Here is a 23,661-nt window from a genome sequence, read left to right on the forward strand (position 1 = left end):
TCTTGTTACTAATATGCAATTTACCGAAATTATCCCTTAGAACAGTCGCAACAATGCACTCAGCTAGACAGTTGCCGCCTATAAGCCAAGTCAATGTAGACTTCAAAGAGATAGCTGCAGCCTGAGCGCGGTGCCAACGTCTGCCGCCAACAATAGGCGATAAATCACTTGGCACCACTGCTTTAAATCACAATTAAGTTGCCCAGGCAGGCTCGCCGTTATAGGGCGCGCAGCCGTCGTAACGGCCAGGCACAGCTTCGTAGCGTAAGACTTCCGTCGCGCCGACTTCTGAAGTAAAAAAGCCGAACAGCGTTAGCTGCTTCATCATGGTGAAGTAGTGTGGAAGCGCTTCATCGCTATCCGCGTGCTCCTGTGCTGACTGAGTTTCCGCCGTTTGATTTTGCGCGGTCTGGGTCTCTGCAGTCAGTGCCTCAGCAGGGGTTGGCTGCTCTCTACGAGCCTGTTGCTGGGCGTGCGCCATCGCTTCTCGGTCTAACTCGGTTATGAGCTCTAATCGCTGTTCGCCACTTAACGCCATAAAGTCACGCTCGTAAGCCGCTCGGCTGCGCGCCTCAAGCTGCGCTAAACCAAAATAAAACACCTCTCTCTCTGAGGGCGTATAGCAGTCGCTAACGAACACGGCCATAAACTCCCCGACGTTGGCATCCTTAGCGCCTGGGGTATCGGTACGTGGCAAAATAGTTTCGGCCAGCTCGTCTAGGCGCTGCACATCCTGGCTGCTAAGGGAGTGGTCTGCCTGGCCAGTACCGCTAAAGGCAAATAGAGATTTGCCCCCAATCATCGCTGTACCGGTCGTCAGCGCGATCATTTTGAGTAGCTCGCGACGATTCATGACAGGTTCCCCCGCTTAAGCTCTTCCACGGCATAGTCCACCGCCCGAGCGGTAAGTGCCATGTAGGTTAAAGATGGATTCACACAAGAGGATGACGTCATGCAGGCACCATCCGTCACGAAGACATTGGGCGCGTCCCACACCTGGTTATGGCTGTTCAGCACGGACGTTTTCGGGTCACGGCCCATCCGCGCAGTGCCCATTTCATGAATGCCCATGCCCGGCGCGTAATCGCCTACGTCGCCTTTGACGTTCTTCACGCCAGCGGCCTCCAGCAGCTCGACCGCATCCTGAACCATATCCCGGCGCATATCGCGCTCGTTTTGCTTGAGCTCAACATTGATCGACAGCACCGGCAGCCCCCACTTATCGCGAACGCTATGATCCAGAGAAATACGGTTATCGTGGTCGGGCAGCATTTCGCCGAAGCCGGTCATTCCGATCGTCCAACCGCCTGGCTGGGTGAGTGCTTGCTTTAAATCAGCGCCGATATTGAGTTCGGCAATTTCGCGATCCCAGCCCTGGCGGCTCGCCGCACCTTGATAACCAAACCCCCGCACGTAGCTACGCTGCTCATCGCCTACGTTGCGAAAACGAGGGATGTAAAAGCCTGCGGGGCGGCGTCCAAAATAGTATTTATCCTGATAGCCTTCCACTTCGCCACTGGCACCACAGCGGAAGTGGTGATCCATCACGTTGTGGCCCAGTTCGCCGCTGCTGCTACCCAAACCGCCTTCCCAGACATCGGTGGCAGAGTTCATCAAAATCCAGGTGGTATTGAAGGTCGAGGCGTTGAGAAACACCACATCGGCGGTGTACTCGTGGGTTTCATGGGTTTCGGCATCAATCACCTCAACGCCTCGCGCTCGCTGGCGGTCCTTGTCATACAGCACCTGACTGACAATCGAGAACGGACGCAACGTTAAATTGCCGGTGGCCACCGCAGCAGGCAGCGTAGCGGACTGGGTGCTGAAATAGGCGCCATAGGGGCAGCCCAGCCAGCACTTATTGCGGTATTGGCAGTTGACTCGATTTTGCTCCGGTTTTGGCTGGGTAATATTGGCCACCCGGCTGTGGATAAGATGACGCTGGCCACCAAACGCCTCTTTAATACGCTTGGCGGCATCTTCTTCCACGCAGTTAAGCGGTATTGGCGGCAGAAACTCGCCATCAGGAAGAATATCCAGTCCTTCCTGGGTGCCCGCGATACCGGCAAAGCGCTCCACATAGTCGTACCACGGGGCGATATCTTCGTAGCGAATCGGCCAATCAATGGCGATGCCTTCCCGCTGGTTGGCCTCAAAATCCATCGGGCTGAGCCGGTAGCTTTGTCGCCCCCACAGCAGGGAGCGCCCGCCTACGTGGTAGCCGCGAAACCAGTCAAAGCGCTTCTCTTCTACGTAGGGATTGGCCTGTTCATCCGCCCACATGCCCATGGTGGCTTCATTGAGGGGATAGTCGCGTTTGAGCACCGGAAACTTGGCAATCATCTCTTGGGTAGGCTCGTTGCGGTGGGGATAGTCCCAAGCCTCTTTATCGGCGTTGTGGTAATCCTTCACGTGCTCAATATTGCGCCCACGCTCAAGCAGTAAAACCTTTAGCCCCTTCTCGGTTAGCTCTTTAGCAGCCCAACCGCCGCTAATGCCTGAGCCAACCACAATGGCATCGTAGTGATTATCTGGCATGGTCATCTTCCTTACTGTGTTGTTATTGGAGTCGAATCACACATCACAGAGCTGAATAGCCGCCTGCAGTGATTCTATTTTTGCCTGTTGACTAGCCCGGTCAGGGAGAAACTCTTGGGCGATATAGCCCTTAAAGCCGGTATCTCGAATAGCGCGACAAATCGCGGGGTAGTTGAGCTCTTGGGTGTCATCTATTTCATGCCGCCCAGGCACACCGGCAGTATGGTAATGGCCGAAAAAATGGGAGTTTTCACGGATGGTGCGAATGACATCCCCTTCACTGATCTGCATGTGATAGATGTCGTAGAGTAGTTTGAAGTTAGGTGAATCGAGGCGACGGCAAAGCTCAATCCCCCAGACAGAGTTATCGCAAAGGTAGTCGGGGTGGTCGATTTTGCTGTTGAACAGCTCCATCTGCAGCACCACGCCCTTTGACTCCGCATGGGCGATCACCTGCTTTAAACCTGCTTCGGAATTTTGCAAACCCTGTTCAGGTCTCATGCCCCGGGCATTGCCGCTAAAGCAGATTAAATTGGTGTAACCCGCTTGGCTGACCAAATCGATATGATTGAGATAGCGTTCAACCAGCTCGGCATGAAAACGGACATCTCCCCAGCCATCTTCAAGACTCAGCTCCGCGCCATTACACATGGCGGAGTCGAGCCCGTAGCGCCGAAGCACAGGCCACTCTTCGGGCCCCACCAGATCAATCGCCTTAATACCCAACTCAGTTGAAAGCTGGCACAGCGCTTCCAGAGAAAGAAAATCGAACGTCCAGCGTGCAACCGAATGCTGGATATTGCCCTTTAAAGCCCGCTGAGCAGGTGTGTTGTCAGCTAAGGCTTTAGACCCAAGATGCGGTAGTGCAGCCAGGCCGATAGCACCGGTAACGGAGTGGCGCAGCAGGCTACGCCGATCAATAAGGTAGCGCTTCATAAAGCATCCTCGCGTTTGTCATCTAAATGAGATGGACTATGCGTGCATCACTCTTCACGAAGCGCTGCCAATTTCTCCTCTAGGAAACTATTTCCTTCGGTAATCACCGCTTCAGCGTCTAGCGGCATATCGTGTTCGATGATGTACCACTCAATATCAGTGGCCTCAATGGCGGGCAATATCGCATCCCAATCCAGTACACCTGTGCCGAGTGTTGCGAACCCACCCTCCTCTTCAGCGGTGCCTTCTGGCGCGTTATCTTTGGCGTGTACAGCAAACAGTTGCCCCTCAAAACGCGTTACGTACTCTGCCGGGTCAAACCCGCCCCGTGCGATCCAGGCGAGATCCAGTTCTGCCAACAGGTCAGATCCGGCTGCATCAAAAAGATGCTCTAGGGCGGTTTTATCGTCGTACACTTCCATTTCAAAATCGTGGTTGTGATACGCCAAGCGCAACCCTTCGGCGTCTAGCTCAGCGGCAATATCACCAAGCTCTTCACCCAGCGCCTGCCAGCCTTCTGCATCGCTAGGGCGAGCGTCCTCGGCTAAATAAGGCACCGTCAAGGTGTCGTTACCTACCGCCTGATTAAACGCCACCGTTTCGTCTAAGCGATTGCGCAGGTCGTCCAATTGCACATGGCTTGAGATCACCTCAAGCGCATGCTCTTCTAACAGTGCATTGAGTTCTTCGGCAGTCACTTCCTGGGTGCCCACCGTTTCAATCGCCGAAATACCTGCCCTGTTTACGGCAGCTAACTGTTCTTCCAAACTGCCAAAATCCCGCAGCGTGTACATTTGCACGGCAATGGGTAGCTCGGCGTCGTCTTGAGCTTGGGCAAAGCCAGCTACACTCAGCGCTGACAGCGTCACGGCACTGGCAGCCAATAGAGCCTGTGAACTCATGCGTTTTAAGCGTCGCGGGGTATCCATATCCACCTCGTTGTTGTTGGATTGTTATAGGTTGTGAAAGCGCCGATGCAAAAATGTAATCGGTTACATTTTTTTAGATCATCTTAATTAAATGTGCAAGTCAGCCGTCTGCTTTACCGCTTAAAAGATGCCCAAAAGAACTGAACATCCTCACAAATCAATTCACAACCAATTGGTTATAAACGACATATAGACTATTAAAGTAAAACCTAATACTTTGGTATCAAACAGCAGCGATGCCTAACAGCTACTCATAGCACTATTATTTTTGCCGTCGGCCAAACTGGTACAATGGCTATCGTTTCCCTCTACCAACGGACATCAACGTGCCACTACGCGATTTACTGCTCGGCCTGTTTGTGATCGCCATTTGGGCGCTGAATATCATTGTGATTAAGGTCGGCGTGGCGGAGTTACCGCCGCTGTTGATGACCACGCTGCGTTTTATGCTCGTCGCGGCGCTGCTGGTGCCGTTTTACCCTGTGGCGCGGGTACAACTGCCCTTTTTGCTGCTGCTCTCGGTAACCTTTGGCAGCCTGCACTTTGCTCTGCTGTTTATTGGCCTGGAGCACGCTGAGGCGGGTACCGGCGCGCTACTGGTACAAATGGGGACGCCTTTTGCCACGCTGTTGGCGGTAATTTTTCTGAAAGAGAAGCTGGGGCCCAAGCGTATCGCCGGGCTGCTGCTCTCTTTTGCCGGGGTCGTCGTGCTGGCTGGCGGGCCAACGTTACCCTCTCCGCTCCCGCTGGCGATTCTTTTGTGTAGTGCCATTGGCTGGGCAGTATCACAGCTATTGATCAAGCGCGGCCCGCCGATTGCGCCTATGGCGCTGGCAGGCTGGATGGCACTGTTTGCGGTGCCCCAGGTAGCGCTAGGCTCATGGCTGTTTGAGAGCGGTCAGTGGCAGGCGATGCAGCAGGCAACTTGGTTAGGCTGGGGGGCGATGATTTACACCGCTGTGATGTCATCGATTGTTGCTTACGGGATTTGGTATGCGCTGTTGCGCCGCCACCCGGTTAATCGCGTGGTGCCCATGACGCTACTCGTACCGGTACTGGCAGTCGGCTTAGGTGCGCTGTTGATGGGCGACAGCCTAGGCGTGCATAAACTGGTGGGCGGCGGCTTAGTGGTCGCAGGTATCGCTCTGATTGTACTCAATTTTCGCCGCCGCCAACTTTGATACCGCACTCGGCAAAGTAGCCACCACTGACCTCTAGCGCTGAATAGTAAGCCGCTCCCGCCGGATAAGAGGGGCAGTCACTCGGCGACGAGGACTCGCAGGCCCGTCATCGAAACGTCACATTTCCACGGGGGACCATCGGTTAGACTAGCCTTTCACTGAGCAGGGAGTTCCCCATGCAGATGCTGGCGCTTTACAGTATTAAGGGCGGCGTGGGCAAGACCGCCTCCGCCGTCAATCTCGCCGCCGAAGCAGCACGCGATGGCAGGCGAGTGCTGCTTTGGGATCTCGATCCGCAGGCCGCCACCACCTTTTATCTGCGCAGCAAACCTAAAGTGCGCGGTGGCGTCGACAAACTGGTCAAAGGCAAGGCCGACCTTGATCGAGCGATCCGCGAGACCGACTTCGAAGGGCTCGACCTGCTGCCTGCGGCGCTGGGTTCGCGCGACCTGGAAGCGTCAATGGAAGCCCGCAAGCCCAGTCGGCTGCGCAAGATCCTCAAGCCGGTGATGGCCAGTTACGACTTAGTGATCCTCGACTGCCCGCCAAGCCTGTCCGCGCTCGCCGAGCAGATCTTCTCCAGCGTCGATGCCCTGCTGGTGCCGGTGGTGCCGACTACCCTGTCGTTGCGCACCCTTGAGCAACTAGAAGGTCATCTCGACGCGGTCGAACAGGCCTGCCCAATCTGGCCGTTCGTGACCCTCGCCGACCGCCGCAAGACCCTGCACCGCGAGGTAATGGAGAGTCTTAGTGAACGCTGGCCGAGGCGCCTTTCGACGACCGTGCCCAACGCCAGTGAGGTCGAGCGCATGGGTATCGAACGCGCTCCGGTCGGGCATTTTGCCCGCAGCAGCCGGGGCGGTCGCGCCTACGCCGCGCTGTGGCGAGAGATCGCGCAGCGTCTGCAATAACCGTCTGCATCAACTGTCTGCCTCAACCCGCTCAAGGTCGGGGCAGCGACTTGGTGGTCGCGGGCATAGTCCTGATTGTGATCAGACTCCGCCCTCGCCAATGCCCCGCTTAATCGGCAGGTTGGCAGAAACCGGCTTCGTCAGGAATCGACACGCAGTCGCCCACTTTGATACCGCGCTCGGCAAAGTAGCCGCCATTGACCTCTAGCGCTGAATGGTAAGCCGCACCCGCCGGGTAAGAGGGGCAGTCACTCGGCGACGAGGATTCGCAGGGCTGCATGGTATTGATCGCCACGATGCGCCCGTCGCCATCGATAAAGGCAATATCGAGGGGGATCAGCGTGCGATACATCCAAAAAGCGTTGTTGGCCGATTGTTCGCTCTCAAAGCGAAACAGCATGCCGCGCTCTTCGGGCAAGCTCTCACGCTCCATCAAGCCGCGCTGACGCTGAGGCGTTGTTTCCGCCACTTCAACGTCTAAACGATGCGGACCGCCCTCGCTGTGAATAGCCAGCGCCAGCGTTTGCATCTCTTTCGTTGACGCCTGCCCCCAAGCCAACGAGCTAAGCAGCGACATCGGCAGCAGCGCCGCCAGCGGTAATAGTAACGATGCTTTAAGCAGCGTGCGACGCGTGGGATCCATGCTTACTTCCTTTTATCATGCGCATCTGCGCGAACTCGGTGGCCTCGCATCAGGTGAATGCCTGCCGCCAGTAACGAAACGTTCACCACAGCGCCGCAGGTTAACTGATTGCGCCGTGCGGCATGGGTGGCGATATCGAAACGTAACATATCACCATGGTTTGCGCGCAATGAAACTGACGTAATGCCCCCCAACACCACCAACTCACTGACTGTGGCCGTGATCGGGTTTTCCCGCTCTCCCTGGGATGGGCGGTCGCGGCGGTGAAGCACAATATCTGACGGCGGCAAATACCAGGTGACACTTTCGCCCAAAGGTAAACCGTTGAGCCCATCGGCGACTTCCAGGCAGCTTTCACCCCACTGCAACCGTCGTTCACCATCCACCTCCACAATCACGCCTTCAAACAAATTGTGGCGGTCCAACAAACGCGCGACTAACGGTGATGAAGGGCGACTAAATAGCGCTTCGGGGGTGCCCTGCTGAAGGCTTACCCCGTTGTGCAGCACACAAATTTGGTCGGCTAGCGCGGAGGCTTCTTCCAAATCGTGGGTCACTAGCACAATCGGAATGTCTATCTGCTGGCGCAGCAGCGCCAGCTCGCGCTGCAGCCGCCGACGGGTAACCTGATCCACCGCCGAAAACGGCTCATCCAGCAACAGCACCTTGGGGTCACGGGCCAAAGCGCGGGCCAACGCCACTCGCTGGCGCTGACCACCGGAAAGCGCATTCGGGTAACGCTCACCCAGCCCTTCCAAGCGCACCTTGGCAAGCCACTGCTCCGCCTGCTCACGGCGTTGCGGTTGGGCTAAATGGCGCAGGGGGAGCTGAATATTTTGCGAGGCGGTTAGGTGGGGAAACAGCGCATAGTCCTGAAACACCATGCCTACCTGCCGACCCTGCGGCGAGAGTGAATGCTTACCCTCAGCATCAAACCAAACGTCGCCCGCGCACGCCACTCGTCCACTTTGGGGGCGGTAAAGCCCGGCGATAGTGCGCAGCAGCGTGGTTTTTCCGCTGCCCGATGGCCCTACCAGCGCCAGCAGTTCACCAGGCTGGCAAGCAAACTCGGCGGCCAGGGGAATCGGCCCCGGTTGATCGACCGCCACGCATAGCCCTTGAAACGGCTCTGCCATTCGCGAATCAGCCACGTGCCCACCGCCTGCGCCCGGCCAGCCCATACACCAGCCCCAAGGTAATAAAGGATACCAACAATAGCAGCGCCGACATCTGCGCCGCGCCCTGTTCATCAAACGCTTGAACGCGATCATAGATAGCGATGGCGAGGGTGCGGGTTTCGCCATCAATGGCGCCGCCCACCATTAAAATCACCCCGAACTCCCCCAGCGTATGAGCAAAAGTGAGCGCTGCCGCTGACATAATCCCTGGCCATACCAGCGGCAGCTCAATGCGTAGCAGTGTTTGCCAAGGGCTAAGCCCGCTGCACCAGGCCGCCTCGCGTAGATTATGAGGAACGTGCTCAAAGGCGCGCTGAATCGGCTGAACGGCAAACGGCAGGTTAGCGATAAGAGAGGCCAGCAGAATGCCAGTAAAAGTGAAGTTCAGCCCGTTGCCGGTCATTTGTGCCCAAAAAGAACCCACCGGCGCGTCGCTACCGAAGCTAAGCAGCAGATAAAAGCCCAGTACGGTAGGTGGCAATACCAGCGGTAACGCTACGAGCGCTTCGCATAAGCCTTTGCCACGAAAACGCGCGTAGGCCAGAGCGCGGCCTAGCCAGATAGCGACAGGGATAAGAATCAAGCAGGTAAACCCGGCAAGGCGAAGCGAGACCGAAAGCGCCGACCAATCCATTAAGAACCATCCATTACGAGCAGCCCATCATGAACCAGCCATTATTCGGCGCTAAAGCCGTAGCGGCGCAGAATGGCTTGCCCTTCGTCTTCTTGCAGCCACTGATAGAAAGCGCTGGCGACCTCTCCCGCCTGATTGGTCAGTACCATGCGCTGGCGTAGTGGGCTGTGCCATGCTTCAGGAATAAGTACGTACTCACTTCGCTCACTCAACGCAGGGGCAAGCGCCAAAGAGTAAGCAACTAATCCGCCGCGAGCATCGTCTGAAAGCGCAAACTGCGCTGCCTGGGAGACATTTTCGCCTAGTACGCGCAAAGGCTCGGTTTGCTCCCAAAGCCCGGCATGCTCAAGCGCCTGTTTCGCCGCCACGCCGTAAGGCGCGTGCTCTGGGTTAGCCAGGGCGATGCGCTCAGTGGCGCCACTTGCGTGAGCTTCCAGCGCGCTTTTCACCGCCGCTAGCGGGGTATCCTCACTGGGCAAATTATCGTGCCCGCTGCGCTGCAGCCACACTAAACGCCCAATGGCGTAGATCACGCCCTCGTCTTTGGTGTAACCCTCTTCATACAGCGCCTGAACGTAGCGTTCGTCAGCCGAGAGGTAGAGTTCAAAAGGCGCGCCCTGGGCGATTTGGCGGCGAAAGTTGCCCGACGAGCCAAAGTTGAGCCGCAGGGCATGGCCGGTTTGCTGCTTAAACTGCTCAGCGGCTTCAGTGAGGGCAAACTGCAGATCCGAAGCCGCGGCGACAATGGGCGCCCCTGCCATCGCAGGGGACCCAATCAGCAGCAGGCAGGCCAGCAGCAGCCCACGAGCGGCTTTAGCGGTTGCTAGCTTCAGCATTTTCGTCGCTAATCTCCATCACTTTCATGGTGTTGGTGCCGCCGTGGGCATTCATGTGGTCACCGCGGGTAAGGATCACATGGTCACCGACTTTAGAGATACCCATCTTCACCAGTAGCTCAAGGGCACGACCGTTTAGCTCGGTGGCGCTCATTTCAGAGGTATCAAACGGCAGCGAGACAACGCCGCGGTAGAGCGCCATACGCCGCTGGGCGATGGGGTTATGGGCCAGGCCCACAATCGGCAAGCCCGAACTAATGCGCGAGGCAATCAGCGGCGTATAGCCCGACGACGTCATACAGGCAATCGCGGTGACGCCAGTCATATGGTTGGCAGCGTACATGGCGGAAAGCGCGATGGTTTCGTCCGGGCGGGTAAAGCCTTCATGAATACGGTGGCCGGACTCCTGGGCGGACTTTTCACGCTCGGCACCCAAACAAACACGCGACATCGCTTCCACGGTTTCCAGCGGGTAATCGCCCGCAGCGGTTTCCGCCGAAAGCATGACCGCATCGCTGCCATCCAGCACCGCGTTGGCCACGTCAAACACTTCTGCGCGGGTGGGAAGCGGCGCCGAAATCATGCTTTCCATCATTTGTGTGGCGGTAATCACCGCACGATTCAACGAGCGTGCTCGTTTGATCATGCGCTTTTGCACGCCGACCAGTTTGGCATCGCCAATTTCAACGCCAAGATCGCCCCGCGCTACCATTACCGCTTCAGAGGCTTCGATAATGCCGTCCAGTGTGGCGTCATCCGCCACAGCTTCGGCGCGCTCGACCTTGGCAACCAAACCAATTTCCTTGCCCGCCTCGCCCAACAGGCGGCGCGCTTCGAGCATATCTTCGGCATGGCGGGGGAAAGAAATGGCGAGGTAGTCGACGCCAATCTCAACAGCGGTTTTGAGGTCTTCTTTGTCTTTCTCGGTCAATGCCGGCGCTGATAGCCCACCGCCCTGCTTGTTGATGCCTTTATGGTTGGAGAGCTTACCGCCCACGACCACAGTGGTGTGCACCTGCTGACCTTCAACGCGGGCCACGTCGAGCACCAAGCGCCCATCGTCTAATAGTAGGCGGTCACCGGCGGTGACGTCTTGGGAGAGGGTTTTATAATCACAGCCCACCTGGTGAATATCACCCGCATCGCCATCCAGCGCCATATCAAGAATAAACGGCTGGCCCTCTTTGAGCACCACGGCACCATCTCTAAACCGCGCAATACGAATCTTGGGGCCCTGCAGATCACCCAACACCGCGACACTGCGGCCTAGCTGGGCAGCAATTTCACGCACCTCGGTCAAACGGCGGCGGTGGTCATCGGCGGTGCCATGGGAGAAATTTAGACGCACCACATCCACACCCGCTTTAAGCATGGCTTCCAACACGCCTTCCCGGTCGCTGGCAGGCCCAAGGGTGGCGACAATTTTGGTACGACGGATCGAAGAGAAGTGCAGTGCGTTCATAATATTCCAACCATGCAAATTAACGTGTAGTGGCTCTATTTAGTCACCCTAGCTTATCAGTTTAACGCGCTCTACATGACAGCGGTGCAACGTATCGGGTTGGACTACGCTAGCGTCACCGTGATCGCCAGAGGGAACTCATCACAGTTATTGCCATCGCCGCCCCTGTCCACCACCAAGAACTCGCCTTCACGTTCCAGCACCGATTGAATCGCATGCCAAGTGCCTGCGCGGTAGTTCACCCCTTGGCGGCCATCGGTGACAAAAGCGCGTACATATGCAGGATCAATGTTCTCACCTGCCGGGGCAACCACGACAATAAATCGTTCCTGGTGAAGCGGCATAAACGCTTGGCTGCCCTGGGGGTGGCGCTCTAAAAACGTTAGCTCCAACGGCAGTGTAATCGGCTGGCTCACGAAGATATTGATCAGCGTGTGAGCGTTTTCGCCCTGGGTTTCCACCTTGGCAAGATCATGGTGGCGCTGGGTGCGCCCAGCGTTAATAGGAAACGACGCTGAAGTGCGTGCATCAATCACATCGCCAAAAGGGGCGAAGGCGTCAGCCGTTAGCGGCTCGGCTTTTAGTTCAAGCATTGCAGTTCCTTAGCGAGACGACAGTTTAAGAGAAGCATGACGGTTAACGTCTTTATACAACAAATACCGGAACGGCCCTGGGCCAGCGGCGTAGCAGGCTTGGGGGCAAAAAGCGCGCAGCCACATAAAATCCCCAGCTTCCACTTCTACCCAGTTTTGATTTAAGTGGTAAACAGCTTTGCCTTCAAGCACGTACAACCCATGTTCCATGACATGTGTTTCGTCAAAGGGGATAACGCCGCCGGGCTGAAAGGTCACGATATTGACGTGCATATCGTGGCGGACGTCCGCGGGGTCGACAAAGCGCGTGGTGGCCCAGCGCCCTTCGGTGCCCGGCATTTCGATGGGAGCAATGTCCTGCTCGTTGGTAACAAATGCCTTTGGTACTTCAAGCCCTTCAACAAACTCATAGGCCTTACGCACCCAGTGGAAACGTACCGGCGCGTTAGATTCATTGCGCACCTGCCAGTTGCTGCCGGGGGGAATAAACGCATAGCCGCCGGGCTGCAGGGTGTGGCGCTCACCAGCAAGGGTAAGCGTTAACTCACCCTCTACAATAAACAGCACGCCCTCGGCCTGGGAATCTGGCTCGGGTTTATCGCTACCGCCCTGGGGCTGCACTTCCATAATGTACTGGGAGAACGTTTCGGCAAACCCCGACAGCGGCCGCGCCAGCACCCATAGCCGAGTGCCTTCCCAGAACGGCAGATTGCTGGTAACGATATCGCGCATGACGCCTTTAGGGATCAGCGCATAGGCTTCGGTAAATACCGCACGGTCGGCGGTAATTTGTGTTTGTGGCGGGTGCCCGCCGGTGGGGGCGTAGTAAGTAGCTGGCATTTTTAAACCTATATTGCTTAGTAAAAACAAGAGACATATATCTTGTATACAATATTAGCGAACCATATTAAAGCGATCTTTGGCGAAGCTCTTTAGCAAAACGCTTGTGAAACACTCCTCCCAATAGTAACGTCTTTAGAAACTTTCGTTTCATAATTCTAAAACCATACGAACATGTCCACAAACAGCATCCTCGGCACGAATTGGCTTCCGCAAACCGTTGCGCTCACGAACCCTATCGTTGCTCGGTCAGGCGCTTATAACCGCCGATATTGATAACAACAGCCATCCTGGATGGCAGCTCTAAAACGCGAGGCTTAGCATGTCCCAACACACCCCCTCTCCGTCCTCCCCGGGCAGCCCCACACCTAAGAAAAGCTGGTGTCGGATCCCTGATATATACGCGGTTCTATTTATCTTTATCGCCCTGGCCGCGATAGCTACGCACTTTGTGCCGGCCGGGCAGTTCGAGCGTGTTCCTGGCCCGAATGGGCGCATCACTATCGACCCGACCTCTTATGAGCAGATCGCTTCGTCACCGGTTGGCATCGTCGACTTTATGCTGGCGATACCCAACGGCTTGATGAGTGCCGGAGAAGTCGTCTTTTTCACCTTTATGATTGGCGGCATGTTTATGGTGCTAAGGCGCACCGGCATTATTGAAATAGGTGTGGATAAGTTAACACGCCGCTTTGCCCGCCAGAGCCTGCTCACTATTCCCGTTTTGATGACAGTATTTGCGCTGATAGCCACCGTCATCGGCACTCAGGAATTGGCACTGGTCTATGTGCCCGTCATCCTGCCGCTGATGATTGCCTTGCGCTTCGACTCAGTCACGGCCGCAGCGGTGGCGCTTTGCGCCACCACGGTCGGCTTTACGACGGGCGTACTCAACCCCATTAACACAGGGCTTGGGCAGCAACTTTCAGACCTACCGCTCTATTCCGGTTATGGGCTGCGTATTATGGCGTTTATTGTCATGCTGGCTGTGGCGATTTTTTTCGTCATGCGTTACGCCCGCAGAGTGCGCCAAACACCCTCGTTCAGCCTATTGAGCCGCGACCAGGGCGAATCCGAAAAACGCACGCTGTACCAACACGCTGATAATAGCCCTGCATTAATCGCCACCGCTCGCCAAAAACTGGCCGCTGTCGCAACGTTCGCCTTCTTTGCAGTCCTCGTTTATGGCGTCCTGCAGCAAGGCTGGTTCATGATGGAGATGGCGGGTCTGTTTATCATCATGGGCATTGTGGTTGGCCTGATTGCGGGCCTCGACACCGACGAAATATGCTCGGGCTTCAACCAGGGCTTCCGCGATGTATTGGTCGGCGCCATGATCGCAGGCGTCGCCCGGGGCGTTGCCGTGATGCTGGAAGATGGCCAGATCATGGATACGCTGGTGTTTGGGCTAGGCAATCTCGTCGGTGGCTTACCTACTCTACTTTCCGCGATTGGCATGTTCTTCGCCCAGCTGGGCTTCAATTTTATTGTCCCTTCCGGCAGCGGCCAGGCCCTGGTCACCATGCCGCTGATGGCACCGCTCTCCGACATTATTGGCGTTACTCGCCAAACGGCGGTGCTGGCATATCAGCTTGGCGATGGCATCGGCAATATTCTCTACCCAACGTCAGGCTACTTTATGGCCACTCTGGCGCTTGCGGGCGTGCCATGGCAAAAGTGGGTCAAATTCTTCTTCCCACTTTTTTGCGTATGGGTAGTGATTGCCCTGGGCTTTCTTATCTTTGCCCAGGCAACGCAGTGGACCGGCTAGAAGTGGATCGACTAGAGCACCGCAGAGATAAACTGCTTTAGCTCCGGCGTTTGCGGGTTGCTGAACAGCTCGCCGGGGGCGCCCTCTTCATGGATGCGCCCCTGGTGCATAAATACCACGCGGTCAGCTACGTCGCGGGCGAAGCTCATCTCGTGGGTGACTAGAATCAGCGTCATACCCTCTTTTGCTAAAGCTTCCAGCACCCGCAGCACTTCCCCAACCAATTCAGGATCAAGCGCTGACGTCACCTCATCGCAAAGCATGACCTTCGGGCGCATCGCCAACGCCCGGGCAATAGCCACGCGCTGCTGCTGACCGCCGGAGAGCTGTGCCGGATAGGCATCGTACTTGTCCGATAGGCCGACTTTCTCAAGCACTTCCCGAGCGATTTCCTCAACCTCAGCCTTGGCTTCGCCGCGCACCACCAGCGGTGCCAAACAGACGTTTTCACCCACGGTTTTATGCGGAAACAAATTAAAGCTTTGGAATACCATGCCGACGTTTTCACTCAGCTCTTTGGGCGACATCGACGCCGCATCGAGCTGCTTATCGGCAATGGTGATCTCGCCGCTGTCGTGTTTTTCCAACTGATTCAAGCAACGCAGCAGAGTACTTTTACCCGAGCCGCTGCGGCCAATAATCGCCACGACTTCGCCTTGCGCAACCGAAAGGTTAATACCTTTAAGCACTTCCAGGTCGCCAAAGGCTTTATGAACGTTATCAACGTAGACCAGCGTCATAGAGCTTTTTCTCCAGATAGCGCGCGTAGCAGGAAAGGGGGAAGCACAGCGCGAAGTAAAGCAAAGCCACAAGGGCAAAGATGGTGAAGGGTTCAAAGGTGGCGTTATTGAGCATGGTGCCCGCCTTGGTTAACTCGACAAAGCCGATAATGGAGGCCAGCGCCGTGCCTTTAATGACCTGTACTGAGAAACCCACCGTGGGGGGAATCGACAGCCGCAGCGCCTGGGGCAGAATCACATGGCGCATGGTCTGGAAGTAGTTCATGCCCAGTACCCGTGACGCATGCCACTGCCCTTTAGCCACCGCTTCCAAGCAGCCGCGCCAGATGTCACACAGAAAGGCGCTGGTAAACAGGGTGAGTGCAATGGAGGCGGCCAACCAGGCGGAGATCGGATGCCCCATGGCAGCAGCGCCAAAGAAGATCAAAAACAGCTGCATCAGTAGCGGCGTGCCCTGGAAAAGATCCACATAGAGTGACGTTAAGCGCTGCAGCCAGCGATTGCTTGAGAGGCGCATAAAGGTCAATAGCAGCCCCACCGTAGCCCCGCCCAAAAAGGCAATCAGCGACAGCACAACCGTCCAGCGAGCCGCCAGCAACAGGTTGCGCAAAATATCCCAGAAGGTGAACTCAATCATCGTTGTTCTCCTTGCTGATAGGCGAATACACGCTTGCCCACCAGCATAAAGCTGCGCCGCATGCCGAAGGCGAGGAGCAAATAGACCAGCGTGATCAGCAGGTAGACTTCGAAGCTGCGGAAGTTGCGCGACTGGATAAAGTTAGCCGCGTAGGTCAGATCAAACACAGAAATCTGCGACACCACCGCCGAACCCAGCATGACGATAATCGACTGGCTGATCAGTGCCGGGTAAACCCGCGCAAAAGCAGGCACCAGCACCACATGGCGATAGCTTTGCAATGTGGTCATGCCCAGCGCCCGTCCGGCCTCCAGCTGACCTTTCGCCGTGGCGCTAATACCTGCGCGTAAAATCTCGGCGCTATAGGCGGCCAGGTTAAGCGTCATGGCAATAAAGGCCGCGGTGATGGCATCGATTTTGATGCCGAGCCCGGGAAGCCCGAAGAAGATAAAAAACAGCTGCACGATAAAGGGCGTGTTGCGGGTCAATTCGACGTAGCCGCCGAGCCCCCAGCGCACCCATGGCTGCGCGTTTACGCGTAAATACGCTACTGCCACTGCCAGCGCTAGCCCCGTCAAGGTAGTCACCACGGTCAAAATGACCGTGGTGGTAAGACCTTTGAGCAGCTCACTGACATAGGGCAACAGAGTAAGGAAATCGAGTGTTGGCCCCATGGTGACCCTCAGCTACCGAAGTTTTCAGGCAGGTCGGCGCTGAACCAGCGCTGAGACATCTCATTCAAAGTGCCATCTTCCAAGCCCTGGGCGATCAGGCGATTCACTTCTTCCATTAGCGCAGGCTCGTCCTTATTCATGCCTACATAACAGGGTGAATCTTTGAGCTGGTAAATCAGCGAGGGCGCGCGATCGCTGTTGCGTTCGGCGATTTCGGCGGCGACTACGTTACCGGTGGCGACGTAATCGACTTGACCGGATAGAAACGCAGAAATAGTTGTGGCGTTATCTTCAAAGCGCTGAACTGTGGTCGAGTCTGGGGCAACCTCAGAAAGCTCCATATCCTCAACAGCACCGCGGGTTACGCCGATGGTTTTATCGGCTAAACCGTCCGGGCCTTCCACGCTTTCATCTTCATCAGCACTGAACACGCCTAAGAAAAACGGCGCGTAGGCGTCTGAAAAGTCGATCGCCGCTTCGCGTTCCGGGTTCTTACCCAGGCTAGAGATCACCAAATCCGCCTGACCGGTCTGCAAATAGGGAATCCGGTTAGCGCTGGTAACGGTGATCAGCTCAAGCTCAACGCCCATCTCGTCAGCGAGGTAGTTGGCCATATCAATATCGTAGCCACGCGGTTCCAGGTCGGTGCCCACCGAGCCAAACGGCGGAAAATCCTGTGGTACAGCAATACGGATGGTGCCGCGGGACTCGATATCCTCAAGAGCATCCGCATGAACGCTGGGGCTGGTGGCGAACGCACCCAGGGCGACTGCGGCACTCAGTCCCGTGGCTAAAACGCTAGTCTGTAGACACTTGAAGCGACGGGTAAGGGAGTGATTAAGGCGGTGTGATAACGATTTCATAAAGCTCTCCTAGCAAGCGCATGTTCTGCAAAATCTTGGTTTTGCTAGAGACAATTCGCTGAATAATTAGCAGTGGTGGTCTGAGCAATGGAAGCAAAGCGAATGAAAGTTTTGTTGCATAAAATCTAACAAAGAAACTTTCGTTTCACCTGATCACCTAAAAGCAATCGTGATACCAGAAGTCACTAAGATTTTTTATAACAGTAGCTTAGCGGGCATGCGTAGCCGCAATGCCATTGAAACCGCATCGGAAGGAGAGTTTGAATAAAAATAAGTGCAACGTCTTGGTGCAGTTTTCATCCATCGACAAGACCAGGTGCACCATTAAAGGAGGTCGAGCCTACTGGGCGCTCCAATCTACGCTCATGGTGGGCGCTTCCAGCTCACTAAGCTCGGCGTAAACATCGCTGATCGCGCTGATCCGCTCTCGACCTTCTGCAAGGCGCCGATGCAGTACGCCGTTGGCGAGCAGGCAGATCAAGCTATTAGCGGCGGCGTAGCTATCAAACGCCGAAAGGCTTTCTAGCGGCGCTTCCAACAACCAGTTGACTTGAGAAGCGAAATTTACCGCGGTGGGGTCAGCAATTAACGCCACCTTGGCAGGCGTTCGCTCAAGGGCATTGATCAGCGCAGCAAACGCCGCTGGGCGCCGGCGGAAACCAAACAGCACCACCACATCCTGCTCGGTTAAATCGACAATCTCTTCGGCTAACGACTGGTTAGGGTGGGGAACCACCCGCACCTGGGTGCGCGCCTGAATTAACTGCTGACGAAAATGCAGCGCCAACGGGTAGCTATTACGAAACCCGATCACCACCACATGGCGCGCGCTATCCAGGCGTTCTACCAACGCTGAAAACTGATCTGCGGCAATACCGTTTAAGCAGCGCTGCAGGTTTTCCTGCTCGCGCTGCAAGTGACGCTGAAACGGCGCCCCCGCCTCATCCTGCATGGCGTTGGCATCAATCACCAACGGCACCCCCAGGTTGCGCAGCTGGCGGGCGTGGTCTTTAACGGTGCGGTAGCTCTCAAACCCCAACCGCTTGAACAGGCGACTGACGGTCGATTTGGAAACCCCGGTCAGGCGCGCCAAATCAGCGGCGCTGTACACCGCTAGATCATCAAAGTGATCGAGGATAAAGCTCGCCACCCGCTGCTCCTGGGCACTTAGCGCGTCAAACTGGGCGGTAATTCGCTGTCCGATATGCGGCGTCATAACATCCTATTGAGCTGTCTGATTAGCGGGTTGATGGCGGGTGGTGCTCCGCCCAGTGGCGGGCGATATCGACCCGCCGGGCCACCCACACCCGGTCGTGGGTTTCGATGTAATCCAAAAAGCGCTGCAACGCGCGAAAACGCCCTGGCCGCCCCAATAAACGGCAGTGCATACCGATAGAGAGCATTTTCGGCGCCTCCTCCCCTTCCGCGTAGAGCACATCAAAGGCGTCACGCAGGTAGGTAAAGAAGTGATCCGCGGTATTAAAACCTTGCGGCGCGGCAAAGCGCATATCGTTGCTGTCCAGGGTGTAAGGTACGATTAAGTGGTTATGCTCACTACCCTGACTATCGGTCACCTGCGTCCAGAAAGGCAAATCATCGCCGTAGTAGTCGCTATCGTAAAGGAAACCGCCCTCATCCAGAACTAAGCGTCGGGTATTGGGACTGTCGCGGCCGGTATACCAACCCTGGGGTTTTTCACCGTAAAGGCGCTGAAAAATCTCCATGGCCTGTTGAAGGTGTTGCCGCTCAACGTGCTCGGAGACTTCCTGATAGTGAATCCAGCGGTAGCCATGGCAGGCAATCTCGTGGCCTAGCTCTTTAAACGCCATGGCGACATCCGGGTTGCGCTCCAGCGCCATGGCCACGCCAAACACCGTGAGCGGCAGATCGCGCTTCTCGAACTCACGAAGAATGCGCCATACCCCAGCGCGGGAGCCGTACTCGTAGATCGACTCCATGCTCAGGTGGCGATCAGGATAAGCCGGTGCGCCGATGATTTCTGACAGGAACTGCTCGGAGCCTGAATCGCCATGCAGCACACAGTTCTCGCCACCTTCTTCGTAATTGAGCACGAACTGAACGGCAATTTTGGCCTTGTTGGGCCAATTAGCGTGGGGTGGATTACGCCCGTAACCGATTAAGTCGCGTGGGTAATGGCTCTTAGAGGATGACGACATAGCTAGCTCCTTTTATGCCTATTTCTGGCTCGTCACTGGCGAATGAGCAGCCCAGCGATACAGAAAATTATTTGTATACAAAATAGCGAGATTAATAACGGACCGCAACGCGGCCGGACGCTAATCCCCTGACACTCATAGCGTTTCTAAGTTAAAACATCGTTAAGCTGTTGAATCCTGAACAATTGGTCAAACTTTTAGCGGGACATTTTTATCGTCTATTCACGTTTAGAGGCTTGCGTAAGGCTAGAAACCGCCCTATTTTTGTATACAAGAAAATTTATATTGTTTACATACGGATTGCTCAACGTGCATATACGCATCATTAACCCTAACACCACGGCTTCCATGACCGCTGCTATGGGTCAGGCAGCACAGCAGCAGGCGGGGCCAGGCACCACGGTCAGCGCTTCCCAGCCTGACGCAGGCCCGGTTTCGATTGAAAGCCATTTTGACGAAGCGATCAGCGCGGTGGGAGTTGCCGAAGAGGTGCTTAAAGGCGAGCGCGAAGGCGGCATCGATGCCTACGTGGTGGCCTGTTTCGGCGACCCAGGCTTGCTCGCTGCCCGCGAACTCACCCGCGCACCTGTGATTGGCATTGCCGAAGCGGCGTTTCATCTTGCCACCCTGGTGAGCACCCGTTTTTCTATTGTGACCACCTTGGGTCGCACCGGCATTATTGCCGAGCACTTGCTACAGCAGTACGGCTTTAGCCACCACTGCCGCCGCATTCGCGCTGCGGAAATTCCGGTGTTGGATCTTGAGCACCACCCTGAAGCGGCGTTTACCCGCATTGTTGAAGAGTGCTGCCGCGCCCGGGATGAAGACGGCATTGGCGCCATCGTTCTAGGCTGCGGCGGCATGGCGAATTTGACCCAGGAGATCAGCCGCGAAGTCGGCCTACCGGTAGTGGAAGGTGTTAGCGCTGCGCTAAAACTGGCGGAATCGCTGGTCGGTTTAGGTCTGTATACCAGCAAGCACGGCGATCTCGCCTACCCACGGCCGAAAGCGTTCACCGGCAAGTTTGCTGGGCTTACTGACCTTGCGCTACCGCTTAAGCCATCAACGCTCTAAAAAACAACGTCTCACAAAACCATGACTAAAAAACATTTAATAACAATAAATTAAGAAACACGAACGTCCAATAGCACGCCACGCCGCAAGCGTTTCCCGATGTTAAATCGGGGATTAATAAAACCGATAATCTTGCGAGGACGACACCATGAGCGCTTCAACCTCGGCTCTTGCGTCAGACGACCGATCCGATGCTGGATCAAAAGCAATAGGGGCGGAGAGCTTAGCCCCGCAACACACCCGGATTATGGGGCGTAGCTCCTATTTTCTGGCCTGGTTCGGCGGCTGCGTTTCCATTGGCACCTTCGCCATGGGCTCAAGCGTGGTCGGCACCTTAAACCTGTTACAAGCCACCCTGGCCATCGCCATCGGGTGCTTTGTGATCGGTATAGCTCTCGCCATTAACGGGGCCGCGGGCTACAAGTACGGCATTCCGTTTATGGTGCAGGCGCGCAGCGCCTTCGGCTTTACCGGCACGCGGCTGCCCGGCTTAGTGCGCGCGGTGCCTGCGGTAGTGTGGTACGGCTTTCAAAGCTGGATTGGCGCCGGGGCACTGAATATGGTGTCGGCCACCCTGTTCGGTTTCGACAACCTTATCTTCTACTTTATTACCTTCCAGTTCCTGCAAATTGGCCTGTCGGTAATGGGCTTTCAGGGCATCAAATGGTTAGAGAATATCGGCAGCGCCTTTATCCTCGTCTCGTTGATGTATATGTTCTACGCCACGGTGCAGCGCTATGGCGATGAGCTTTCCGCCAGCCTGCTGACCATGGAAGGCTCCTGGGGCATGCCGTTCTGGGGTGCGACCATGCTGTTCCTGGGCATCTACAGCACCATGATGCTCAACGTTAGCGACTACTCTCGCGAGCATAAAAAGGGCACCGCCCAAAGCCTGCTGACCACCATTTACGCCATGTCGATTCTGCCCTGCACGCTGTTTATGGGCTTGATCGGCTATATGGTCTCCCAGGCCACCGGCACCGCCGACCCTATCCAGGTGTTTGCCAACGCCGTCGACAACACGCCGCTGCTGATGACCACCCTGCTGTTCATCGCCTTTGCCCAGGTGACCACCAACGTACTCAATAACGTAGTACCGCCCACCTACGTGCTGATGGACGTGTTTAAGATCAAGTTCCCCGTCGCCACGGTGATCGTTGGACTACTGGCCTTCGCCACCTTCCCCTGGAAACTTGTTCAGCCGGGCTCCGCAGCAGGTCTACAGCTGTTTGTTCAAACGTACTCTGCCTTCCTAGGCCCCATCTTCGCCATTCTGGTGGTGGACTATTACGTTATTCGTCGTCGCACGCTGGATATCGACAAACTCTATGACGCCAACGGCCCTTACCAAGGCGTGAACCTAGCTGCGTTTATTGCCACCGCGATCGGTATTGCGGCGGCGCTCTCTTTCTCGGCGATCTCGTGGTACGCCAGCCTGATACCCGCAGGCGTGAGCTACTACCTGTTAATGAAGTACTGGGCACCCTGCCAGCGCTTTAGCCAGTAATCCCATTTGCCAACCTGCGAGTCAAGACAATGAAAGAGAGCAACGACGTTAGTGATCTGGATATCAAACATATCGATCCCACGTTATATAACGAGGATCTAGCGCCGCTGAAACCCCAGGATCGTAACTGGGGTGCCTTTGAGATATTTAATGTCTGGTCTAACGACATCCAGAGCCTGTTTGGCTACACCCTGGCGGCCTCACTGTTTTTAACCTACGGTCTCAACGGCTGGGCGGTGATGGCGGCGATTATTCTGGCCGGTGTGATCGTAATGTTTTTGGTTAACCTCACCGGCAAACCCAGCGTTAAATACGGCATTCCCTTTCCGGTGATGGTGCGCGCCAGCATGGGGGTACGCGGCGCCAACCTACCCGCGATGCTGCGCGCGATCGTGGGGATTTTCTGGTACGGCGTGCAGACCTACTTCGCCTCCACCGCCGTCACCCTACTGATTACCGCTTTTGTTGGCGCAGGCGATGGTGGCACCTTCCTGGGGCTTTCCGGCGTGGCCTGGGTGTCATTTGTGATTGTGTGGCTGTTTCAAATCGCCATTTTCTGGCAGGGCATCGAGCGCATTAAGCACTTTCTCAACTGGGCAGGCCCGCTGGTCTACGTGGTGATGCTGGTGCTGATGATCATCGTTTGGTATCAGGCGGGAAGTGAGCTAATCCCCGCTATTGGCACTATTTTTAGCGGCGATGGTGAAACCAGCGGCAGCTCAATCGCGGCCTTTATGGCGATTGTAGGCACCATGGTGGCGTACTTTGCGGCAGTGGTGATCAACTTCGGCGACTTCACCCGCTTTGTAAAAACCGAACGTCAGATGAAGCTAGGCAACCTGCTCGGCTTGCCGCTTAACGTGGCATTCTTCTCGTTTATCGCGCTGATTATTACCGCAGGCACCCTGGTGCTGTTTGGCGAGGCGCTGACCAATCCCGCCGATATCGTTGAACGGGTAGATTCACTGCCGCTGACGATTATCGCTGCGCTGACCTTCTTTGCCGCCACGGTAGGCATCAACCTGGTCGCCAACTTTATTCCCCCAGCCTACGACCTGGCCAACCTGTTTCCCAGCAAAATCAGCTTTAAAATGGGCGGCCTGATTACCGCGGTAATCGCGTTCTTCGTCGGTGCGCTATGGCTCTCAGTCATCAGCCAGATTGGCGTTCCCGGCTTTGTGAATGCGCTAGGCGCCATCGTCGCGCCCTTCTACGGCATTATCGTAGTCGACTACTACCTGATTAAGCGACAGCACCTGAACATGCAGGAGCTCTTCTCATCAGCACCGGGCAGCGCCTACTACTACGTCAACGGCTGGAACACCCGCGCGCTTATCGCTTTTGGCGTGGCGGCGCTGTTCTCGCTTTCTACCGTGTTAGTACCCGCACTATCCAGCCTGGGCGGCTACGGCTGGCTGATTGGTGCTGGCTTAGGTGGGTTGTTCTACTACGGGTTGATGCGGCAGTTTAAGGCTGAGGCTGCGCTGGCTCAATAGCTGACAAAAGGGTCGTAACTAGCTGATTAGAAGCTCATACA

At 56.0% G+C, this 23,661-nt stretch carries 23 protein-coding genes and 1 pseudogene; 6 read left to right on the forward strand and 18 right to left on the reverse strand.

Translation table 11 applies throughout. From position 1 onward, the window contains the following. Nucleotides 1-193: 193 nt before the first annotated feature. The 4 genes from U738_RS21550 to U738_RS21565 are packed head-to-tail and all read right to left on the reverse strand — an operon-like array spanning nucleotide 194 to nucleotide 4,403. Nucleotides 194-853 carry a gluconate 2-dehydrogenase subunit 3 family protein gene (locus U738_RS21550; RefSeq protein ID WP_035585308.1) on the reverse strand — a complete coding sequence of 220 codons (660 nt, stop codon included), beginning with the start codon at nucleotides 851-853 and terminating at the stop codon, nucleotides 194-196. Further along, nucleotides 850-2,538 (reverse strand): GMC oxidoreductase, encoded by a 1,689-nt coding sequence (locus tag U738_RS21555; RefSeq protein WP_035585310.1) that lies wholly within the window; start codon nucleotides 2,536-2,538, stop codon nucleotides 850-852. Before U738_RS21555 ends, U738_RS21550 begins: the two co-directional genes overlap by 4 nt. Before the next feature lie 36 nt (nucleotides 2,539-2,574). Next, the gene (locus U738_RS21560) at nucleotides 2,575-3,474 is read right to left on the reverse strand and encodes a hydroxypyruvate isomerase family protein (RefSeq protein WP_035585312.1); all 900 of its coding nucleotides are present in this window, start codon (nucleotides 3,472-3,474) and stop codon (nucleotides 2,575-2,577) included. A 47-nt stretch (nucleotides 3,475-3,521) separates the two neighbouring features. Continuing rightward, on the reverse strand, nucleotides 3,522-4,403 hold the full coding sequence (locus tag U738_RS21565) for a sugar phosphate isomerase/epimerase family protein (protein WP_050713168.1): 882 nt from the start codon (nucleotides 4,401-4,403) through the stop codon (nucleotides 3,522-3,524). 326 nt (nucleotides 4,404-4,729) lie between these two features. Between U738_RS21565 and U738_RS21570 the strand changes: the two genes are divergently transcribed. Continuing rightward, nucleotides 4,730-5,584, forward strand: coding sequence for a DMT family transporter (locus U738_RS21570; protein ID WP_035585314.1), 855 nt, complete (start codon nucleotides 4,730-4,732; stop codon nucleotides 5,582-5,584). Here U738_RS21570 and U738_RS23855 read toward each other — a convergent pair. Continuing rightward, a pseudogene (locus tag U738_RS23855) lies at nucleotides 5,559-5,684 on the reverse strand (DUF192 domain-containing protein); the annotation flags it as partial. The gene U738_RS21570 and the pseudogene U738_RS23855 overlap by 26 nt on opposite strands. 76 nt (nucleotides 5,685-5,760) lie before the next feature. Here U738_RS23855 and U738_RS21575 point away from each other — a divergent pair. After that, on the forward strand, nucleotides 5,761-6,495 hold the full coding sequence (locus U738_RS21575) for a ParA family protein (RefSeq protein ID WP_035585317.1): 735 nt from the start codon (nucleotides 5,761-5,763) through the stop codon (nucleotides 6,493-6,495). A 109-nt stretch (nucleotides 6,496-6,604) separates the two neighbouring features. Here the strand turns inward: U738_RS21575 and U738_RS21580 are convergent, their stop codons facing one another. From U738_RS21580 to U738_RS21610, 7 genes are all read right to left on the reverse strand, one after another. Beyond that, nucleotides 6,605-7,138, reverse strand: a complete 534-nt coding sequence (locus U738_RS21580) for a DUF192 domain-containing protein (RefSeq protein ID WP_035585319.1) — start codon at nucleotides 7,136-7,138, stop codon at nucleotides 6,605-6,607. Nucleotides 7,139-7,140: 2 nt separating this feature from the next. Continuing rightward, complete coding sequence (locus U738_RS21585) at nucleotides 7,141-8,289, reverse strand: ABC transporter ATP-binding protein (RefSeq protein ID WP_235208669.1); 1,149 nt, start codon at nucleotides 8,287-8,289, stop codon at nucleotides 7,141-7,143. After that, nucleotides 8,282-8,950, reverse strand: coding sequence for a molybdate ABC transporter permease subunit (gene modB, locus U738_RS21590; protein ID WP_035585321.1), 669 nt, complete (start codon nucleotides 8,948-8,950; stop codon nucleotides 8,282-8,284). The genes U738_RS21585 and modB overlap by 8 nt, the downstream gene beginning before the upstream one ends. 41 nt (nucleotides 8,951-8,991) lie before the next feature. Next, on the reverse strand, nucleotides 8,992-9,786 hold the full coding sequence (gene modA, locus U738_RS21595) for a molybdate ABC transporter substrate-binding protein (RefSeq protein WP_035585322.1): 795 nt from the start codon (nucleotides 9,784-9,786) through the stop codon (nucleotides 8,992-8,994). Then, nucleotides 9,764-11,248, reverse strand: coding sequence for a pyruvate kinase (gene pyk / locus U738_RS21600; RefSeq protein WP_035585324.1), 1,485 nt, complete (start codon nucleotides 11,246-11,248; stop codon nucleotides 9,764-9,766). The genes modA and pyk overlap by 23 nt, the downstream gene beginning before the upstream one ends. Before the next feature lie 104 nt (nucleotides 11,249-11,352). Continuing rightward, a complete protein-coding gene (locus U738_RS21605; protein WP_035585326.1) occupies nucleotides 11,353-11,841 on the reverse strand; it encodes an ureidoglycolate lyase in 489 nt (162 codons plus the stop codon). A 9-nt stretch (nucleotides 11,842-11,850) separates the two neighbouring features. Continuing rightward, nucleotides 11,851-12,681, reverse strand: coding sequence for a bifunctional allantoicase/(S)-ureidoglycine aminohydrolase (locus U738_RS21610; protein ID WP_035585328.1), 831 nt, complete (start codon nucleotides 12,679-12,681; stop codon nucleotides 11,851-11,853). A 322-nt stretch (nucleotides 12,682-13,003) separates the two neighbouring features. On the opposite strand from U738_RS21610, the gene U738_RS21615 reads away from it, so the two are divergent. Continuing rightward, the gene (locus U738_RS21615) at nucleotides 13,004-14,452 is read left to right on the forward strand and encodes a YfcC family protein (protein ID WP_035585330.1); all 1,449 of its coding nucleotides are present in this window, start codon (nucleotides 13,004-13,006) and stop codon (nucleotides 14,450-14,452) included. Nucleotides 14,453-14,463: 11 nt separating this feature from the next. Here U738_RS21615 and U738_RS21620 read toward each other — a convergent pair whose 3' ends face one another. From U738_RS21620 to puuE, 6 genes are all read right to left on the reverse strand, one after another. Beyond that, the gene (locus U738_RS21620; protein WP_035585332.1) at nucleotides 14,464-15,192 is read right to left on the reverse strand and encodes an amino acid ABC transporter ATP-binding protein; all 729 of its coding nucleotides are present in this window, start codon (nucleotides 15,190-15,192) and stop codon (nucleotides 14,464-14,466) included. Continuing rightward, the gene (locus U738_RS21625) at nucleotides 15,173-15,829 is read right to left on the reverse strand and encodes an amino acid ABC transporter permease (RefSeq protein WP_035585334.1); all 657 of its coding nucleotides are present in this window, start codon (nucleotides 15,827-15,829) and stop codon (nucleotides 15,173-15,175) included. Before U738_RS21625 ends, U738_RS21620 begins: the two co-directional genes overlap by 20 nt. Continuing rightward, nucleotides 15,826-16,503 carry an amino acid ABC transporter permease gene (locus tag U738_RS21630; RefSeq protein WP_035585336.1) on the reverse strand — a complete coding sequence of 226 codons (678 nt, stop codon included), beginning with the start codon at nucleotides 16,501-16,503 and terminating at the stop codon, nucleotides 15,826-15,828. The genes U738_RS21625 and U738_RS21630 overlap by 4 nt, the downstream gene beginning before the upstream one ends. Before the next feature lie 8 nt (nucleotides 16,504-16,511). Then, nucleotides 16,512-17,366 carry a transporter substrate-binding domain-containing protein gene (locus tag U738_RS21635; RefSeq protein ID WP_197671977.1) on the reverse strand — a complete coding sequence of 285 codons (855 nt, stop codon included), beginning with the start codon at nucleotides 17,364-17,366 and terminating at the stop codon, nucleotides 16,512-16,514. 340 nt (nucleotides 17,367-17,706) lie between these two features. Beyond that, nucleotides 17,707-18,582, reverse strand: coding sequence for a MurR/RpiR family transcriptional regulator (locus U738_RS21640; protein ID WP_035585338.1), 876 nt, complete (start codon nucleotides 18,580-18,582; stop codon nucleotides 17,707-17,709). 22 nt (nucleotides 18,583-18,604) lie between these two features. Then, nucleotides 18,605-19,543 carry an allantoinase PuuE gene (puuE, locus tag U738_RS21645; RefSeq protein ID WP_035585340.1) on the reverse strand — a complete coding sequence of 313 codons (939 nt, stop codon included), beginning with the start codon at nucleotides 19,541-19,543 and terminating at the stop codon, nucleotides 18,605-18,607. Between the two features lie 309 nt (nucleotides 19,544-19,852). Here puuE and U738_RS21650 point away from each other — a divergent pair, with 309 nt between their 5' ends. From U738_RS21650 to U738_RS21660, 3 genes are all read left to right on the forward strand, one after another. Continuing rightward, on the forward strand, nucleotides 19,853-20,617 hold the full coding sequence (locus U738_RS21650; RefSeq protein WP_035585342.1) for an aspartate/glutamate racemase family protein: 765 nt from the start codon (nucleotides 19,853-19,855) through the stop codon (nucleotides 20,615-20,617). Between the two features lie 148 nt (nucleotides 20,618-20,765). Further along, entirely contained in the window at nucleotides 20,766-22,124 is a 1,359-nt protein-coding gene (locus U738_RS21655) for an NCS1 family transporter (protein WP_035585344.1), read from the forward strand. A 29-nt stretch (nucleotides 22,125-22,153) separates the two neighbouring features. Then, nucleotides 22,154-23,620 (forward strand): NCS1 family nucleobase:cation symporter-1, encoded by a 1,467-nt coding sequence (locus U738_RS21660; RefSeq protein ID WP_035585346.1) that lies wholly within the window; start codon nucleotides 22,154-22,156, stop codon nucleotides 23,618-23,620. Nucleotides 23,621-23,661 lie beyond the last annotated feature (41 nt).

It is taken from the genome of Halomonas sp. TG39a (genome assembly GCF_000744395.1).
GTDB classification, from domain to species: domain Bacteria; phylum Pseudomonadota; class Gammaproteobacteria; order Pseudomonadales; family Halomonadaceae; genus Vreelandella; species Vreelandella ventosae_B.